Genomic DNA, 16,765 nt, shown 5'->3' with positions numbered 1-16,765 from the left:
CCCTCATGACCACGCTCTCGCCGTACGACGCCATGTCCCCGGTCACGCAGGCCGCCTACCGTGCCAAGGCCGCCGCCGCCGACCTCGCGCCGCTGCCGCGTGCCGTGAAGGACGACGCGCTGCTCGCCATCGCGGACGCCCTGGAGGTCCGTACGAGCGAGATCGTCGAAGCCAACGCCAAGGACATCGCCAAGGCCCGCGAGAACGGCACCAGCGAGTCCGTCGTCGACCGCCTCACCCTCACCCCGGAGCGGGTCCGCGCCATCGCCTCCGACGTCCGCGACGTCGCCAAGCTCCCCGACCCGGTCGGCGAGGTCGTCCGCGGCTCCACCCTCCCCAACGGCATCGACCTGCGCCAGGTCCGCGTCCCGCTCGGCGTCGTCGGCATCATCTACGAGGCCCGCCCCAACGTCACCGTCGACGCCGCCGCCCTCTGCCTGAAGTCCGGCAACGCGGTCCTGCTGCGCGGCTCCGCCTCCGCCTACGAGTCGAACACCGCGCTGGTCAGGGTCCTGCGGGACGCCGTCGGCGGCGCCGGACTGCCCGCCGACGCCGTGCAGCTGGTGCCCGGCGAGGGCCGCGAGTCCGTGCACGAACTGATGCGCGCCCGCGGACTCGTCGACGTCCTGATCCCGCGCGGCGGCGCCTCCCTCATCCAGACCGTCGTCATGGAGTCCAAGGTCCCCGTCATCGAGACCGGCACCGGCAACTGCCACGTCTACGTCGACGCCCACGCCGACATCGACACGGCCATCGACATCCTGATCAACTCCAAGGCGCAGCGGGTCAGCGTCTGCAACGCCGCCGAGACCCTCCTCGTCCACCAGGACATCGCCGCCGAGTTCCTGCCGCGCGCCCTGGACGCCCTCGCGGAGGCCGGCGTCACCGTCCACGCCGACGAACGCGTCCTCGCCCACGCCAAGAACTCCAAGGCCACCGTCGTCGAGGCGGTCCCGGAGGACTGGGAGACCGAGTACCTGTCGTACGACATCGCCGCCGCCGTCGTCGACTCCCTCGACCGGGCCGTCGAGCACATCCGGCTGTGGACCTCCGGGCACACCGAGGCGATCGTCACCACCTCGCAGCAGGCAGCCCGCCGCTTCACCCAGCTGGTCGACTCCACCACCGTCGCCGTGAACGCCTCCACCCGCTTCACCGACGGCGGCCAGTTCGGCTTCGGCGCCGAGATCGGCATCTCCACCCAGAAACTGCACGCCCGCGGCCCCATGGGCCTGCCCGAGCTCACCAGCACCAAGTACATCGTCACCGGCGACGGCCACATCCGCCGCTGACAACCCGTACGGCCCACACCGCGCACACCGTACGGCGTACAGGCGCGCGGAAGGGCGTACGGGCCGCCGGCGGGCGTGACAGGCGTCTCACAGGCGCTATGAATTTCCATACCGTCTGCCCAAATTGACCCCCCAGGTCTACTCTGGATCCGTGCCGGAGGACGTGGGGGGCACGCCGTTCCCGGACGGCTGGGAGCCCGACGACGACCATGACCACGGAGGGTCGGACGAAGAGTTCGACTCCGTGGTATTTGACGAGGCCTTCATAAAGGCGGCCGTGATCCACGAGCCGACCGCGGTCGAACGCCTCCTCGCCGCGGCACAGGCCAGAGCCGAGGCCTCCGAGGCCGAAGCCCGCCGCGCTCATGCCAGAGGCGAACGCTACGACGACGGCTACGGCCCCGACGGCTCCGAGTTCGGGCCCGGCGGCGACCCCGACGACCTGGACGACACCGACGTGCTGGAGGACCGCTACGGCGCCTCCGGGACGTACGGCAAGCACGTCCGCTGGCACCGTCCCGTCGCCTGGGTGCTCGCCCTCGTCATGGGCATCGGCATGGTCGCGCTGGCCTTCGCGGCGGTCTACCGCGGCGCCTCCTCGGGCGGCAGCCGCGACCAGGTGCCCAGGCCCACCTCCACGGGCCTGGAACAGGGCAGCGCGGCGGCACCCTCCGTGTCCGCCGACTACTCCCAGCCCGCCCAGCCCGCGGTCTCCGCGATCCCGCGCACGCCCTGAGCGGCAGCGGCCCGCCGCGACGGCCCGTCCAAGCGGCAGTTCTGGTGAGAACCTGTCAGAACTTGTCGTGTAGCAGGGCGTTTACCTGAGGCTCCCGAGACCTACTCTGAAAGTATGGGCGGGCCTGGAGACCCACCCGAGGGGACACCCGAGGGCGGCCCCGTGGGTGGAGAGGACGAGTACCGATCCGTCGTCTTCGACGAGTCGTTCGTCCGCGCTGCCCGCCTCCAGGAGTCCTCCGCGCGCGAACGCATGACCGACCACGCGCCCGCCGTACGCCGCCGCCCGCCCCTGCGCCGGGGCCTCACCCGGCAGGCCCTGATCCTCGTCGTGCTGATCCTCGTGGCCTTCGGCACCGCGATCTACATGGGCGTCCGCCACCCCTACGGCACCCCGCAGGCCGAGCAGCCCGTCGAACCCCTGCGGATGACCGTCATCCCGCTCGCCCCGCAGGGCAAGGTGCCCGGCGCCGCCGACGCCGAGACCCTGTTCGCGCACAGCCCCGCCGCGCAGTACAGCGTCGGCGCCGAGGGCATACCGCTGCCCGCCGTCCGCAGCACCGCGCACTTCTCCGACAGCCAGGTCGTCACCGCCCTGACCACCGCCAAGGACTACATAGTCCGCTCCGCGCTCTACCCCGAGGTCATCGACAGCAGCCAGGTCCGCCCCGCCCGGGTCCTGCTCGACCCCGGCCAGCTCGACCAGTTCGACCAGAGCCTCGGCCACCCCGCGGCCGACGGCCGGCACGCCCCCACCGGATGGCTGGTCCGCCTCGACCCCGCGCGCGCCGAGCTCGCCGACCCGAAGATCCGCGTCCAGGGCAGCCTGCAGGCCACCGAGACCGACTCGGCCACCCTGGAGGTCACCGCCGACCACACCTTCGTCTACGCGCTGCGGCCCACCGGTGCCCTGGCCGGTTCCCGGATCTCGCTGTTCACCGTCCGCCGGGAGCTGACCTTCCGCTTCGACCGCGACGACCTGCGCCTGCACCAGGCCCAGCTGATCGTCTCCTACGTCCAGGCGGGCCCCCTGTCCTGCGCCGAGGACTCCGCCGACCACCTGCATCCCCTGCTGGCCGGCGAGACGGCCCGGACGGGCGGCCCGGCGGGCACCGACCCCTACGCCACGGACAGCGCCACCGCCCTGTGCGGCACACTGGCCGCCGCGGCCGAGCCGAAGGTGTGACTTCCCGCCGCCAGGTCTGCCGCGGTGACGGAGGCCGGCCCCCGCCCCCCTCCTACTCCGCCTCGGGCGGCGCGTCCTTCGCCGGTCCGTCCTTCGGGGGCGTGTCCTTGGGCGGGGTGTCCTTCGGCGGGGTGCTCGTGAAGCCGTCGAAGCCGCGCCTGACCCGGCCGCCCAGACCGCCCGCCCCGCCCGCGATGTCCGAGACCAGCTTCATCAGCGGGTCCTTGGAGCTCTTCACGTCGCTCGCGTAGCTGGCCGCGGACTCCTTGAAGGAGTCGCCGACCGAGGTGTCCTTGTCCTCGGTGCGCCGCGGATAGTGACCGTCCATGATCCGCTGGTAGTCGCGGGACTCCGCCCACTTCTTCAGCTCGGCCGCGCGGACCGTGGTGAACGGGTGCGAGCGCGGCAGCACGTTCAGGATCTTCAGCACCGAGTCGCGCAGGTCACCGCTCGCCTCGTACTCCTCGGCCTGCTGCAGGAACGCGTCCACGTTCATCTCGTGCAGGTGGTTGCCGCCCGCTATCTTCATCAGCCCGCGCATCGAGGCCCGCAGGTCCTGGCCGGCCAGCAGCCCGGCCCGGTCGGCGGACAGCTCCGACTTGCGGAACCACTCCCGCAGCGCGGTCACGATCGCCAGGATCGCCAGATTGCCCAGCGGGATCCAGGCGACCTTCAGCGCGAGACTCGTCAGGAACAGCAGGATCGTCCGGTAGACGGAGTGCCCGGACAGCGCGTGGCCCACCTCGTGGCCCACGACCGCCCGCATCTCCTCCTCGTCGAGAAGCTCCACCAGTCCCGTGGTGACCACGATGATCGGTTCGTCCATGCCGATGCACATGGCGTTCGGCTGCGGATCCTGCGTGACGTACATCGGCGGGACCTTCTCCAGGTCCAGGATGTAGCAGGCGTCCCGCAACATGTCGTTCAGGTGTGCGAACTGCTGGTCCGACACCCGAACCGAGTCGGACAGGAACAGCAGTCGCAGGCTCCGCTCCGGCAGCAGCCCGCTGAGCGCCTTGAAGACCGTGTCGAAGCCGCTCAGCCTGCGCAGCGCCACCAGCGCGGAGCGGTCCGCGGGATGCTCGTACGCACGCGAGGAGATCCCCGGGAACCGCCTGCGCTGCCTGCTCGGCACGCGCGTGTGCCCGTTCCGCTCGTGGCCGTCGTCGGACATGTCATCCCCCATGTGCTGCGTCAGTGTGCCCGGCGTGCCCCCGAAGCAGAGACCGGCACAGGCGGAGATACCGTGGGGCCGTACAGCCGAAGGAGTGCCGCCATGGAGCACAACCCCCCAGCCGTCTGGCTGGCCCAGGCCGCGAGCGCCGCCCAGCAGCAGGGCTCGGGCGACCTGCTCCGGGTCGTCCTGATCGTCATGTTCCTGGGCTGCGGACTCGCCGCCTGGTTCCTGTTGCGAGGGTACAAACAGAAGGACGACTGAGCCGCCGGGATCGTTCCCCGCCCGCCGTGGGACAGGAGTCGGCCCAACGGAGGAGTCGGCGTGATCGCGCAGGGGCCGCCCGCATACGATGGGCCGACATCTTTATCCCGTCCACACGCGATAGGTCCTGCCGCAGATGATGAATCTCCACAGCGCCGCTGCTCAGTTGGTCACCCTCGCCGCCGAGGGCGAGGAGCACGGTGGCAACCACAACAGCCTCAACCCGCTCGTCACCGGTGGCAGCGCGTTCATCATCCTGCTGCTCCTGCTGTGGATCACGACCCGTTTCAACCGCGACCGCTGAGCCGGCCGCTGCGCCCGGCACCCGTCCTCGCGGCGGGGCCCACGGGCCGGGCCGGTAGGGTCTGCACGCATGGGAGAGCAGGACATGCCTACCGGTCCGGCGACTGACGAGGCCGACGACACGGTGACGACCCCGAGGTACACGCCGGCGGGTCCCGCGAACACCGGCAAACGCCGCCTCGGCGTCATGGGCGGAACGTTTGACCCGATCCACCACGGGCACCTCGTGGCGGCCAGCGAGGTCGCCGCCCAGTTCCACCTCGACGAGGTGGTGTTCGTGCCCACCGGGCAGCCGTGGCAGAAGACCCACCGCAAGGTCTCACCGGCCGAGGACCGCTATCTGATGACGGTCATCGCGACCGCCGAGAACCCGCAGTTCTCCGTCAGCCGGATCGACATCGACCGCGGCGGACCCACCTACACCGTCGACACCCTGCGCGACCTGCGCGCGCTCAACCCCGACACCGACCTCTTCTTCATCACCGGTGCCGACGCCCTCGGCCAGATCCTCACCTGGCGCGACTCGGACGAACTCTTCTCCCTCGCCCACTTCATCGGCTGCACCAGGCCCGGGCACCATCTGACCGACCACGGCCTCCCGGAGGGCGGTGTCTCACTGGTGGAGGTTCCCGCACTCGCCATCTCCTCCACAGACTGCCGTGCGAGAGTCGCCAAGGGCGATCCCATCTGGTACATGGTGCCGGACGGAGTCGTGCGCTACATCGACAAGCGCGAGCTGTACCGCGGCGAGTGAGCCGAGAGGGGCACCGGTGAACGACCGATACGACGCGGGCTACGGAAACGACCAGTACGAACTCGTCGGCTACGACGAGTACGGCCAGCCGGTGTACCGGCAGATCCCGGCACAACAGCAGCAGACCTACGACCCGTACGCGCAACAGGGCTACGGCTACGACCCCTACGCCGCCGGCGGACAGCAGACCGCGCCGTCGTACGACACCGGGCAGCAGGCCCCCGTCCACGACAGCGGCCAGCAGCCGGCCGTGCCCGGGTACGACCCGTACGGCACCGGCGGCCACCCCGCGTACGACCCCTACGGGCAGGCCGCCACCAGCGGTCCGCAGCCCCGGGTCGCCGAGCAGACCGCCCACATCCCCCAGCAGGCCGGACCGGCCGACCAGCCCGTCGCCCCCCGGGAGACCGACGGCGAACGGGACTACGGCACTGAACAGTTCGCGTTCGTCGAGCAGCCGGACGGTGACTCCGAGGACGTCATCGACTGGCTCAACTTCACCGAGAACCGGACCGAACGCCGCGAGGAGGCCAAGCGCCGCGCCCGCAGCCGCATGACCGCCCTCGTCGTCGTCCTCGCCCTGGTCGCCGTCGGCGGCGCCGGCTACCTCTGGTACGCCGGAAAGATCCCCGGACTGTCCTCCTCCGCCGCCAAGGGCGGTACGACGACCTCCGCGGCCGCCCAGAAACGCGACGTCATCGTCGTACACCTGCACAACACCAGCGGCGGCGGCACCTCGACCGCGCTGCTCGTCGACAACACCACCACGAAACAGGGCAGCACCGTCCTGCTGCCCAACTCCCTCGCCCTGACCGACGACGACGGCACCACCACGACCCTTGCCAAGTCCGTCGACGGCGACGGCTCCTCCGGTACCCGCGACCAGCTCGACACCGTCCTCGGCACCAGCATCGAGGGCACCTGGCGCCTCGACACCCCCTACCTGCAGAACCTCGTCGAACTCGTCGGCAACATCGACATAGACACCAACGCCGACGTCCCCGACCCGGACGCCAAGAAGAAGGGCGAGGAACCCCTCGTCAACAAGGGCAAGAGCCAGACCCTCGGCGGCAAGGCGGCCGTCGCCTACGCCACCTACCGCGCCTCCGGCGAGGCCCAGAACGCCCAGCTGGAACGGTTCGGACAGGTCATGCAGGGCGTGCTGCGCAAGATGTCGTCCGACGCGTCGTCCGCCACGACCACCGTGCAGACCCTCGCGCAGATCCTCGACCCCTCACTGACCGACAAGGACCTCGGCAGCTTCCTCGCCAGGCTCGCCGACCTCGCCAAGGGCGGCGACTACAAGACCGCCCTGCTGCCCGTGCAGAGCGACGGCACCCTCAGCGCCGAGACCAGCTCCAGCGTGATCAAGGACATCCTCGGCGGCACCGCCAAGAGCCCCAGCGCCGACTCCGCGGTCCGGGTCTCCGTCCAGAACGCCACCGGCGTCAAGGACAACACCGAGAAGGCACGCGTGGTCCTCGTCAACGGCGGCTACACCTTCCTCGAAGGCGGCACGGCCTCCGCCGTCCAGACGACCTCCAAGGTGCTGTACGCCGACGCCTCCGACAAGGAGAACGCCACCGAGGTCGCCAAGACCCTCGGCCTCGACGCCAAGGACGTGGCGAAGGGCACGGTCGGCTCGGGCGCCGACGTCTCCGTCGTCCTCGGCCAGGACTACCAGCCGTCCTCCTCCTGAGCGGCGGCCCGTCGCACCCCACGTGACCCGGTAATCACGTGGGGTGCGCCCGGCGGTCCGTGAGACCCTTGAGGTCAACCGACCGCCGACGGAAAGCCACGCAGTGACCGCCACCGACCGTTCCCTCGAGCTCATCTCCGCCGCCGCCCAGGCGGCCGCCGACAAGCTCGCCCACGACGTCATCGCCTACGACGTCAGCGACGTCCTGTCGATCACGGACGCCTTCCTGCTGGCCTCCGCGCCCAACGACCGCCAGGTCAAGTCGATCGTCGACGAGATCGAGGAGCGCCTTCAGAAGGAGCTCGGCGCCAAGCCGGTGCGCCGTGAGGGCGACCGTGATGCCCGCTGGATCCTGCTCGACTACGTCGACATCGTCGTCCACGTCCAGCACAGCGAGGAGCGCGTCTTCTACGCCCTGGAGCGGCTGTGGAAGGACTGCCCCGAGATCGAGCTGCCCGCCGACGCCAAGGCCACCCGCGGCAAGGCCGCGGAGCATGCCCGGCTGCAGGCCGCCGCCGACGACGCGGGCGAGCCCGGCGGAGAGTGGTGATGAGCGCCACCGGAGAAGTGACCGACCGCGGGGGCCGCGGCCGCCGCATCATCCTGTGGCGCCACGGCCAGACCTCCTGGAACGTGGAGCGCCGCTTCCAGGGCTCCACCGACGTCGACCTCACCGAGACCGGCGTCGGCCAGGCCCGCCGCGCGGCTCGGCTGCTGGCCTCCCTCGGTCCCGACGCGATCGTCTCCTCCGACCTGAAGCGGGCCGCCGAGACCGCCGACGAGCTCGCCGTCCTCACCGGCCTCGACGTGATCCGCGACGAGGCGCTACGCGAGACCTACGCGGGCGTGTGGCAGGGCCTCACGCACGAGGAGATCATCTCCCGCCACGGCGACGAGTACGCCGCCTGGAAGCGCGGTGAGCCCGTCCGCCGCGGCGGCGGCGAACTGGAGACCGAGGTCGCCGACCGGGCCGCCCCCGTCGTGCTGCGGCACGCCGAGAAGCTGCCCGAGGACGGCACCCTCGTGGTGGTCAGCCACGGCGGGACCATCCGCACCACCATCGGCCGCCTCCTCGGCCTGGACTCCCAGCACTGGGAGAGCCTCGGCGGTCTCACCAACTGCTGCTGGTCCGTGCTCGGCGAAGGCGCCCGGGGCTGGCGGCTCCTGGAACACAACGCGGGCACCCTCCCGGAGCCCGTCCTCGGCGACGACGACTGAAGATCCTCCGGCCGGCCGGAGGGTCCCCAGGACCCGGATTTCACTTTCCGGCAGGTCGCAGGCTAAAGTTCTTCTTGTTCGGCCCGCCAAGCGGAAAGACGGGAAGAACGCAAGGGGCTATAGCTCAGTTGGTAGAGCGCCTGCATGGCATGCAGGAGGTCAGGAGTTCAATTCTCCTTAGCTCCACAGATCGGCACTTCACTCTCGGATTGTCAAAGATCGGTGATAAGAATCCCGTCCTCTCAGAGGGCGGGATTCTTCGCGTTCCACTCCCGGATGATGTCGGCGACCTTCTCGTCCGTGATCGCCGGCCACAGCGGCTGCCTGCGCTCCCGCAGCAACGCCACCTTCCTGCGCGCCTGTTCGTCCGCCGGCGTGTAGACCACGATCCGGGACTCCGGCAGCCCGTCGATCGACAGCGACTGCGACGTCATCCGCAGCTCACCCACCGCCTCGTGACGGAACGTCTTCACCCGCGGCCCCGGCTGCGCCACCGCACCGCTCGCCCACAGCCGGGCGAAGTCCGCACTCGTCTCCGAGAGCGCGTGGATGAAGTCCTCCCAGGCCGGCTCGCCGACATGTCTGCCGTAGGAGGAACGCAGGGTCGCCACCATCACCGGCAGTTCACACTCCCGGTGCACCATCGGGCAGGCATCCTCCGACACCGTGAACAGCGTCCACAGCACGTTCGGCACCCCGATCCGCACCGTCTCCGGCACCAGGAACAGATCCCGGTAGGCGGCGTTGGTCGCCAGCACGTCGTACCGCGACGTGTACACCACCGCCGGCAGCGGATCGAGGGCGTCGATGATCCCCTGCACCTCCGCGCCGACCGCCCGGGTCAGCCCCTCCGGCGCCGGCGCGAACGGCACCTCGGCCAGCCGGTACAGATGCTCGCGCTCCGGCGGGTCCAGCATCAGCGTGCGCGCCACCGCGTCCAGCACCTGCGGCGACGCGTTGATCGGCCGCCCCTGCTCCAGCCACGTGTACCAGGTCACCCCCACCCCCGACAGCTGGGCGACCTCCTCCCGGCGCAGCCCCGGAGTGCGCCGCCGCAGCCCCGGCGGCATGCCGACGTCGGCCGGTGTCACCCGCGCCCGCCTGCTGCGCAGGAACGCGGCCAGCTCGGGCCTGCGGCGGTGCCCTGTCGTCCCCGTCATCACGTTCCCCGTCGTCATGTCGTCCAGCGTGCGCTCCCGGCCCGTCCCCTGCCAGGTGCTGCCAGTACCAGCATCGGCGGGCTCTCGGCACCCGTACCGGACCCTCGCCACGCTCGGACCCATGACGACGACATCCCGGACAGGACCGGATTCCGCGCCCGCCCCGAGCCCTGCCGAAAGTGAAGCACCCGCCACTGACAACCGGCACCCGCTGCTCCTTGCGGCCGTCCTGGCGGCCCTGTTCATGGCCGTCCTCGACGTGTTCATCGTGAACGTCGCGGCCCCCACCATCGGTTCCGGACTCCACGCCTCAGGCGCCGACCTGCAACTGGTCGTCGCCGGATACACGATCAGCTACTCCGTGCTGCTGATCACCGGCGCCCGGCTCGGCGACCGGCTCGGCCACGGCCGGGTCCACCTGGCCGGCCTCGCCCTGTTCACGGCCGCCTCGCTCGCCTGCGGCCTGGCCCAAGGCTCCACCGAACTGATCGTGTTCCGGCTGGTGCAGGGCGCCGGTTCGGCGGTGATGATCCCGCAGGTCCTCAGCATCATCCAGCGCACCTTCACCGGAGAGGCCCGCATCCGGGCGCTCGGCGCCTACTCGGCTGTCCTCGCGGTCGGCGCCGCCGCCGGCCAGATCATCGGCGGCGTCCTGGTCAGCGCCGACCTGTTCGGCACCGGCTGGCGGCCGGTGTTCCTCGTCAACGTCCCGGTCGGCGCCGTACTCCTGGTCCTCGGCCGGCGCGTCCTGCCGCCCGGTTCCGGCTCCGGACCCGAACGGGCCCGCGGCCTGGACCTGCCCGGCCTGGTCCTGCTCGCCGCCGCCGTGTCCCTGCTGACGGTTCCGCTGGTGCTCGGCCAGGAGGAGGACTGGCCGCTGTGGTCCTGGCTGTCCCTGGCCTGTGCTGTCGTCCTGTTCACGTTGTTCTGCGGCTACGAGTCCCGGCTGGCCCGCCGCGGCGGCGCCCCGCTGATCGCGCCCCGGGTGCTGCGCCACCCAGGCATGGCCCTGGCCGTCCTGCGCATCCTCGCCGTGATGGCCGTCAACGCCGGATTCCTGTTCACGCTCACCCTGCACGTTCAGAACGGCCTCGGCTACGGTGCCTTGCGCGCCGGACTCACCTTCGCGCCGACCGCCGTCGTCTTCGGCGCGGTCGCCCTCACCTGGCGCCGGTGGCCGGCCTCCTGGCAGCGGGTCCTGGCCCCGGCCGGTTTCGCGCTCACCGCGCTGTCGGTGGCCTGCGTCGGGCTGGCGTTCCGTGGTGGCGGCGACGGGGGCGCGCAGCTCTATGCCGCGTACGCCGGAGTGGGCGTGGGGCTCGCGCTCGCGTTCAGTCCGACGTTCACCCGGGCGCTTGCAACCGTGCGCCCCGAGGACGCGGCGGACGCCAGCGGCCTCCTCGCGACCGTCACCCAGCTCGGTCAGCTCATAGGGGTCGCCGCGTTCGGCACACTGTTCTTGAACCGGCTTGAGTCACTCGGGGGCCTACAGGCGTATACCTCTGCGGAGGCGCTGTCAGCCTGCGCGTGGGCACTCGCCGCGACGGCGGCCGTGGGGGCCGTGTCCGGACTGGTACTGAGGCGTCGCTGACCGTATTGGTCCGGCCGTGGCAGAATCAAACGGCCGGAAGGGGGCGCGGCCCGACGGGAGGAGTAGCGATGCCTGCGAGCATCCTTGAGGAGGGCGGCCACCTCCTCGGTGCGGCGTTGATACGGGACACGATCACCCGGCTGCTCTGCCCTTCCTGCGGTTCCGTGCATGTGGCCCAAGTGCTGGGCGACAACGGCGGGATCTCCTACGTGTGCACGGCCTGCGGCCACAGCTGGAGCTGATCGATGGGTGCACACAGGCGGAAGTGCGACTGGTGTGGGAGCGGCACCCCCATCGTCCGCGACATGGAGCCGATCAACCCCGACTACCAGTACTGGTGCGAGGAATGCGCGCGGGCGCTGATCATAAAAGGCGACCCGATCGAGACGTACCGTGAGCTGGAGGGCGAGCCGATCTACGGCCGACTCCTCGAGGAACACTGCACGCTCAAACGGTTCTACTCGTTCGTCACGGCCTGACCCCGGCCCGGCGCCGGTGACGGTGTCCGGGGCGGGGACGACGGTGATGTCCCGGGCAACGATGTCAGGGCGAACACCAGGAACACCGCCCCGGCGACCGGATAGAGCGCCGACAGCGTCAATTCCACGGCGTTCTGGTTCAGTTCGGGCCGCCCCTCGCCGTGCGGAACCCACCACAGGGCGTACGAGCAGAAGACCAGCAGCGTTGCCGCGGCCGCTGTTCGCCGCCCGCGCGTCCACAACAGCAGCACCATGGGCACGCACCACACCCAGTGGTGCGACCAGGACACCGGGCTGATCAGCAAAGCGGTCACCGCGCACCCGGCCACCGCCCAGTCCCGCCGGCCGCGGAGTTCGGCCGTCACCGCCACCGCGAGCCCCAGAACGGCCGTCAGAGCCGCAGCGGCGACCCAGAGGGCTCCCGGCTCCGGAACGTGCAGCAACCGCGCCAGAACGCCGCGCAGGGCCTGATTCGCGGTCTCCTCGGCCCGCCCCACCCGCCCCGTCCGGAACACCATCCCGGTCCAGAACCGCCATGAGTCGTACGGCAGGACGGCCGCCGCCAGCAGCGTCGCCCCCGCGAAGGCGGCGGCCGCCCCGCGCGCGTGCCGCAGCCAGGGGCCGCCGTCCAGCCCGCGGTGGCGTGCCACCAGGCCCGTGGCGAGCAGGAACACCGCGAACAGGGCGGGCGTCAGCTTCACCGCGGCCGCCAGCCCGACACCCACTCCCGCCCAGCGGCCCGCGCCATCGGCAGGGCGGCGTGACAGATCCCACAGGACCAGGACGGCCAGCAGCAGATTGACCTGCCCGTAGCGCAAGGTCGTCCACACCGGCTCGCACCACACCGCCGCCGCCGAGACCCACAGCACGCACTCCACGCGCGCGTGCCCGACAAGACGCAGCGACAGTGCGACGAACACCATCAGCAGGGCGAGGTTCCCGGCCGCCGCCAGGGCGCGCATGCCCGCGACGTTCAGCAGCGTCAGCGGAGTGAACAGCAGTGCCGCGAACGGCGGGTAGGTGGACGGAAGACGGGCGGCGGTCACCCGCAGCGCGTACAGGTCGCCGCCCGCGCGGACGGTCGCCCCCTCCGCCCGGTAGACCATCAGGTCGATCATCGACACGTGGGCGGCCTGCTGAGCCGCCCAGAACGCCATGAACGACAGGAGGCACGCCCCCAGGGCCACCGGCACGCGGTGCCGGGTCTCGGAGAACGCGATCACGGTCACGAAGCCCGACACTAGCGCCCGTATCTACACAGAACGGAAACGATTTGGTGGTGCACCCTGTCGACCGTGTAATGTTGGCGTCGCCGCCGGGGAAGCCGGGCGGAACGAAACACGGGGCTATAGCTCAGTTGGTAGAGCGCCTGCATGGCATGCAGGAGGTCAGGAGTTCAATTCTCCTTAGCTCCACAGAAATCGAAGGCGGATCGTCCAGACGGACGGTCCGCCTTCGGAGTTGTCCGGAAACTTTCACGAACATCAAAATCAGCCGTCCGGAAACATGTGCACCGAACAGTGCGGGCCACTCAATCGAGTGGCCCGCACTGTTCGTGGTGTCGGTGGGACCCGATTAGCGGCCCAGGGCCCGGCGACCGCGACCCTGCGAGAGCACCGGCAGGTTTTTGGCCGGCGCCTGGGAGCGCGTGTCCTCCTCGAGGCGCAGGGCGAGCGCCGGGCAGCGGCGCACCGCGCGTATCGCCTTGGCCTCTGCGAAGCGCGGCACCTTTGCCTGCGCCACTGTCGGGAAGCCGTCGGCACCCAGCTCGAAGACCTCCGGGAGGATGTCTGCGCACAGCCCGTGGCCCCGGCACAGCGTCCAGTCGACGTAGATCTTCTGACGGCTTCCGCCGCCGTTGTCATCCGGTTCCCCGCCGCCCGGGATGCCCGTGGGCATCTTGCCGTCCTCGAAGAGAGGCAGAACGCCCTCGACGGGCCGTCCGCAGCCGTTGCCGAGGACGTGCGCGGCCAGGTCGTCGGTGAACGCCTTGATCGTCGACTCGAGGAACATCGCGGAGCCGTCCGGGTGCGAGCACGCACCACGCCGCTTCACGTTCTTCGCGACCTGCTTCAGGGCCTCCAGGGCAGCAGGCCCACCGCCGTTGAGGATGTCCTCCATACCGCGCGCGGCCGCCGGCAGACCGAGATAGCAGGGACCGCACTGTCCCGCGCTCTCCTCCGCCAGCCACTGGGCGACCCGCAGCGACTCGCCCAGGGGGCACGTCTCCTGCGTGATCGGGAGAATGGCGCCGGCACCGAGGGCACCGCCCACCGCGTCCAGCGAGTTCCGGGAGACGATCGCCTCGTTGACGGTTGCCGCGTCGATCCATCTGCCGTGGTAGCCACCGGTCAGCACACCCTGCGGCACCGGCGGGGCGCCGGCCAGCTGCAGGACGTAGCGCAACGGCACGCCCGTGGGCACCTCGATCACCATCGGGCGGGCGACCGCGCCGGAGACCGTCAGCATGACCGTGCCCGGCTCGTCGTACAGGCCGGTGTTGCCGTAGCGCTCCGGACCTATTCGGGCGGCGATCGCCAGCTGCGCGAACGTCTCCGCGTTCGACAGCAGCGTGGGCGCTCCGCCGACGCCGTTCTGCGAGGCACTGGTCTTGCGGCCGGGCGGGACCGCCGGGCCACCGTCGATCGAGCGGATCAGCGACGCGGCGGCGCCGGTGACCATACGGACCGGGTTGCGCTGGACGAACGCCTTCAGCGCCGAACGGCGGCCGTTGCTCAGACCGCGCTCGGCGAGCGCCTGCTCCATGGAGCGCTGCGTGGACTCCCGCGTGACGCCGATGACGAGGGTGCGGGCACCGAGGGCCTCGGCGCACAGCAGCGCACCGTCCAGGATCAGATGAGGGGCACGGTTGATCAGAACCGTGTCCTTGCGGCAGGCCGGCTCGTCCTCACTGCCGTTGACGACGACGACCGGCCGTACGCCGCGCTTGATCGCCGCTTCGGCGACCGAACGCAGCTTCTTGTGGAAGGGGAAGCCCGCTCCGCCGCGGCCCTTCAGGTTGATGCGGTCGGAGAGCTGCGCGAGCTGTTCCCCGCCCAGGGGTTCAAGCGGCCCGTGCACCTTCAGGTGCATGGGCAGATCGAGTCTTTCGACAAGGTCGAAGCCCGACGTGAGCTGCGGAAGGCCGACCACGCGGACTTCTGGGACGTCGGGCAGGGCCTCGTTCACCTATAGCCTCCGGAAGGCGTGTTCCAAGGTTCGCCCGAACCCTGTGCGTCGAAGGACGCGCCGGGGGCTGGTTCGTTGGCGGGACCGCTGTTGTACGTGTTGTTCGAGTTGTACGTCCCGTACTGGGCGTTCGTCTCACCGGTGTCGTACATGTCACGTCCGCCCGCACCGCCGGCGCCCGAATTGCCGTAGACCGGGATGTTGTATCCGGTGTCCTGGAGCGGGTCGTACGCCGACGGGGGCGCCTCGCCGACCGGCGGCGGTGACGGGACCGGCCAGCTCCCCGAGGTGCTGGAGGGTCCGTCGACGCGTGGCATGGCCTGGGTGCCGCCCTGCATGTCCAGCCGTTCCATGCGAGCGGTCTGCGGCGCCCCGAACGGCTGCTGTGGCTGGCCCGGACCGGACGTGGCCCGGTAGGCGGCCGCGAAGCCGGACGCCGGTTCGGGGGTGGGTGCGGCGGCGGGTGCGGAGGGGAACAGCGGGTTGGATCCTGTGGAGCCCGTGTCGGCCCGCGACGGGCGGGGCTCCCGCTCGCGCCCGCCGTCGTAGCCGGACAGGGAGGACTCGCCCACCCGCGCGCGGCTGGCGTCCAGGTCGCTCATGCGCGACCGATCGGAGTCGCCGAGGAGGGTGACCAGGCGGTCGGCGAACTTGCGCTTGAACGGGCGGGGCGCGGCGCGCAGGGCGAGGGCCGCGATGATCCCGGTCAGGCAGAGCTCGTACGACACCATGAAGAAGGTCTTCGCCGGGCGCCCCGCGAAGAGGCCGTGGAGCAGTGCGAAGCACAGCGCCGGGTAGGCCAGCATGTGCATCGCGCGCCAGCGGGCGGCCACGACGGCGGGCGCGGCGAACTGGTTGCGCAGCGCGCCGGTGATGCCCACGAAGATCATCAGGTAGGCGGCCAGTGAGCCCATGCCGATGAGGGTGGCGCTGCCCGGGTTCGCGCCGCCACCGCCTGTGACCACCCAGCCGAAGGGGATCAGGGCCGCGATCCAGTCGGCGTGGTCGAGCGCGATCTTCACGCCGATGTGCACGAGCAGGAACGCGATCGAGGCCACCGCGGTGACCCGGTGGATGGCCTGGGCAACGATCCGCTGGCGGATGTTGAGAAGGATGCGGTCCTGGGCCACCAGGCCCCAGATGCACGAGCAGGTCAGGCAGACGAGCGCCAGGACGCCCGCACCGAAGTTCAGGAACTGTTGCAGCCAGTCGCCGCCGAGTAGGACGACGATGGGTATCAGCAGCAGGACGACAGCGGACGCCACCCCGTAGGCCGAGCGGCCTGGCTTGGGGAGCGAGCTGTTACTACGACGAGGGTTCATGGGGGCAACTCCGAGCAGTTCGGGAAAGCGGTCCCGGTGCCGCAGCCTAAGTGGCGCCATACCGATCAGTACGAGGTTTGAGTTATTGCGTTGTTATCAACGGGCCATGAGGGACTTGTGATGTCCCTCGGTGGGCGTTACGCGAAGTAATTTTTGAACCTGGTTCAACTCTCGTCCCGGTGGTCGCCTTAGACGCACGTGTCAACCGTTGATACGTAAGCGCGTCGCGGCTTGCTCAAGTGCTGCGGTACCCTGACGCCATGCGTGCCGTACGCCTTCTGCTTAGCGGGCCGCGCTGATCAGTCCCGACCGCCGGACCAAACGGCTGGTCGGCATCGGCGCGGCGTCCCCTCCTGTGTGAGGGGATTTTTCGTTTCTAGAAAGTTCGCAGCCGCAGGC

The 16,765-nt window shown here is 70.5% G+C and carries 17 protein-coding genes and 2 tRNA genes; 14 read left to right on the top strand and 5 right to left on the bottom strand.

Going from position 1 to position 16,765, the window contains the following annotated elements; translation table 11 throughout:
* The first annotated feature begins 5 nt into the window (after nucleotides 1-5).
* The 3 genes from ACZ619_RS32610 (at nucleotide 6) to ACZ619_RS32600 (ending at nucleotide 3,213) form a co-directional block, all read left to right on the top strand.
* Nucleotides 6-1,292 (top strand): glutamate-5-semialdehyde dehydrogenase, encoded by a 1,287-nt coding sequence (locus tag ACZ619_RS32610; RefSeq protein WP_469606609.1) that lies wholly within the window; start codon nucleotides 6-8, stop codon nucleotides 1,290-1,292.
* Between the two features lie 151 nt (nucleotides 1,293-1,443).
* Nucleotides 1,444-2,028 carry an SCO2584 family spore wall biosynthesis protein gene (locus ACZ619_RS32605; RefSeq protein ID WP_469606607.1) on the top strand — a complete coding sequence of 195 codons (585 nt, stop codon included), beginning with the start codon at nucleotides 1,444-1,446 and terminating at the stop codon, nucleotides 2,026-2,028.
* A gap of 114 nt (nucleotides 2,029-2,142) precedes the next feature.
* A complete protein-coding gene (locus ACZ619_RS32600) occupies nucleotides 2,143-3,213 on the top strand; it encodes an SCO2583 family membrane protein (protein ID WP_469606604.1) in 1,071 nt (356 codons plus the stop codon).
* A 52-nt stretch (nucleotides 3,214-3,265) separates the two neighbouring features.
* Here ACZ619_RS32600 and ACZ619_RS32595 read toward each other — a convergent pair whose 3' ends face one another.
* Nucleotides 3,266-4,387: a M48 family metallopeptidase gene (locus ACZ619_RS32595; RefSeq protein WP_469606602.1), complete on the bottom strand. Its 1,122-nt coding sequence runs from the start codon at nucleotides 4,385-4,387 to the stop codon at nucleotides 3,266-3,268.
* 102 nt (nucleotides 4,388-4,489) lie between these two features.
* Between ACZ619_RS32595 and ACZ619_RS32590 the strand changes: the two genes are divergently transcribed.
* The 7 genes from ACZ619_RS32590 (at nucleotide 4,490) to ACZ619_RS32560 (ending at nucleotide 8,811) form a co-directional block, all read left to right on the top strand.
* Nucleotides 4,490-4,651: a hypothetical protein gene (locus ACZ619_RS32590; RefSeq protein WP_469606600.1), complete on the top strand. Its 162-nt coding sequence runs from the start codon at nucleotides 4,490-4,492 to the stop codon at nucleotides 4,649-4,651.
* Between the two features lie 136 nt (nucleotides 4,652-4,787).
* Nucleotides 4,788-4,955, top strand: a complete 168-nt coding sequence (locus ACZ619_RS32585) for a hypothetical protein (protein ID WP_351692895.1) — start codon at nucleotides 4,788-4,790, stop codon at nucleotides 4,953-4,955.
* Nucleotides 4,956-5,024: 69 nt separating this feature from the next.
* Complete coding sequence (gene nadD, locus ACZ619_RS32580; protein WP_469606597.1) at nucleotides 5,025-5,708, top strand: nicotinate-nucleotide adenylyltransferase; 684 nt, start codon at nucleotides 5,025-5,027, stop codon at nucleotides 5,706-5,708.
* A gap of 16 nt (nucleotides 5,709-5,724) precedes the next feature.
* Complete coding sequence (locus ACZ619_RS32575; protein WP_469606595.1) at nucleotides 5,725-7,407, top strand: LCP family protein; 1,683 nt, start codon at nucleotides 5,725-5,727, stop codon at nucleotides 7,405-7,407.
* Nucleotides 7,408-7,510: 103 nt separating this feature from the next.
* Nucleotides 7,511-7,957 carry a ribosome silencing factor gene (rsfS, locus tag ACZ619_RS32570; protein ID WP_469606592.1) on the top strand — a complete coding sequence of 149 codons (447 nt, stop codon included), beginning with the start codon at nucleotides 7,511-7,513 and terminating at the stop codon, nucleotides 7,955-7,957.
* Nucleotides 7,957-8,625 carry a histidine phosphatase family protein gene (locus ACZ619_RS32565; RefSeq protein WP_469606589.1) on the top strand — a complete coding sequence of 223 codons (669 nt, stop codon included), beginning with the start codon at nucleotides 7,957-7,959 and terminating at the stop codon, nucleotides 8,623-8,625. The genes rsfS and ACZ619_RS32565 overlap by 1 nt, the downstream gene beginning before the upstream one ends.
* A gap of 113 nt (nucleotides 8,626-8,738) precedes the next feature.
* A tRNA-Ala gene (locus tag ACZ619_RS32560) sits at nucleotides 8,739-8,811 on the top strand.
* A gap of 56 nt (nucleotides 8,812-8,867) precedes the next feature.
* On the opposite strand, the gene ACZ619_RS32555 is transcribed toward ACZ619_RS32560, so the two are convergent.
* Nucleotides 8,868-9,803 carry a helix-turn-helix transcriptional regulator gene (locus ACZ619_RS32555; protein WP_469606587.1) on the bottom strand — a complete coding sequence of 312 codons (936 nt, stop codon included), beginning with the start codon at nucleotides 9,801-9,803 and terminating at the stop codon, nucleotides 8,868-8,870.
* A gap of 103 nt (nucleotides 9,804-9,906) precedes the next feature.
* Here ACZ619_RS32555 and ACZ619_RS32550 point away from each other — a divergent pair, with 103 nt between their 5' ends.
* From ACZ619_RS32550 to ACZ619_RS32540, 3 genes are all read left to right on the top strand, one after another.
* Nucleotides 9,907-11,376 carry an MFS transporter gene (locus ACZ619_RS32550; protein WP_469606584.1) on the top strand — a complete coding sequence of 490 codons (1,470 nt, stop codon included), beginning with the start codon at nucleotides 9,907-9,909 and terminating at the stop codon, nucleotides 11,374-11,376.
* A gap of 68 nt (nucleotides 11,377-11,444) precedes the next feature.
* Nucleotides 11,445-11,618 (top strand): hypothetical protein, encoded by a 174-nt coding sequence (locus tag ACZ619_RS32545; RefSeq protein WP_107483215.1) that lies wholly within the window; start codon nucleotides 11,445-11,447, stop codon nucleotides 11,616-11,618.
* Between the two features lie 3 nt (nucleotides 11,619-11,621).
* The gene (locus tag ACZ619_RS32540; protein ID WP_006136074.1) at nucleotides 11,622-11,855 is read left to right on the top strand and encodes a hypothetical protein; all 234 of its coding nucleotides are present in this window, start codon (nucleotides 11,622-11,624) and stop codon (nucleotides 11,853-11,855) included.
* Here ACZ619_RS32540 and ACZ619_RS32535 read toward each other — a convergent pair.
* Nucleotides 11,834-13,084 (bottom strand): glycosyltransferase 87 family protein, encoded by a 1,251-nt coding sequence (locus ACZ619_RS32535; RefSeq protein ID WP_469606582.1) that lies wholly within the window; start codon nucleotides 13,082-13,084, stop codon nucleotides 11,834-11,836. The two genes, ACZ619_RS32540 and ACZ619_RS32535, sit on opposite strands and share 22 nt — an antisense overlap.
* 113 nt (nucleotides 13,085-13,197) lie before the next feature.
* Here ACZ619_RS32535 and ACZ619_RS32530 point away from each other — a divergent pair.
* Nucleotides 13,198-13,270 (top strand) — tRNA-Ala (locus ACZ619_RS32530).
* Nucleotides 13,271-13,430: 160 nt separating this feature from the next.
* Here ACZ619_RS32530 and ACZ619_RS32525 read toward each other — a convergent pair.
* Nucleotides 13,431-15,044, bottom strand: a complete 1,614-nt coding sequence (locus tag ACZ619_RS32525) for an NADH-ubiquinone oxidoreductase-F iron-sulfur binding region domain-containing protein (protein ID WP_469606579.1) — start codon at nucleotides 15,042-15,044, stop codon at nucleotides 13,431-13,433.
* The gene (locus ACZ619_RS32520) at nucleotides 15,041-16,366 is read right to left on the bottom strand and encodes a cytochrome b/b6 domain-containing protein (protein ID WP_469606680.1); all 1,326 of its coding nucleotides are present in this window, start codon (nucleotides 16,364-16,366) and stop codon (nucleotides 15,041-15,043) included. Before ACZ619_RS32520 ends, ACZ619_RS32525 begins: the two co-directional genes overlap by 4 nt.
* Nucleotides 16,367-16,765: the final 399 nt, after the last annotated feature.

The sequence above is a fragment of the Streptomyces sp. NPDC104367 genome (assembly GCF_055583825.1).
The sequence above is the reverse complement of the archived record's forward strand: the minus strand, read 5'-3'. Positions and strand labels throughout refer to the sequence as shown.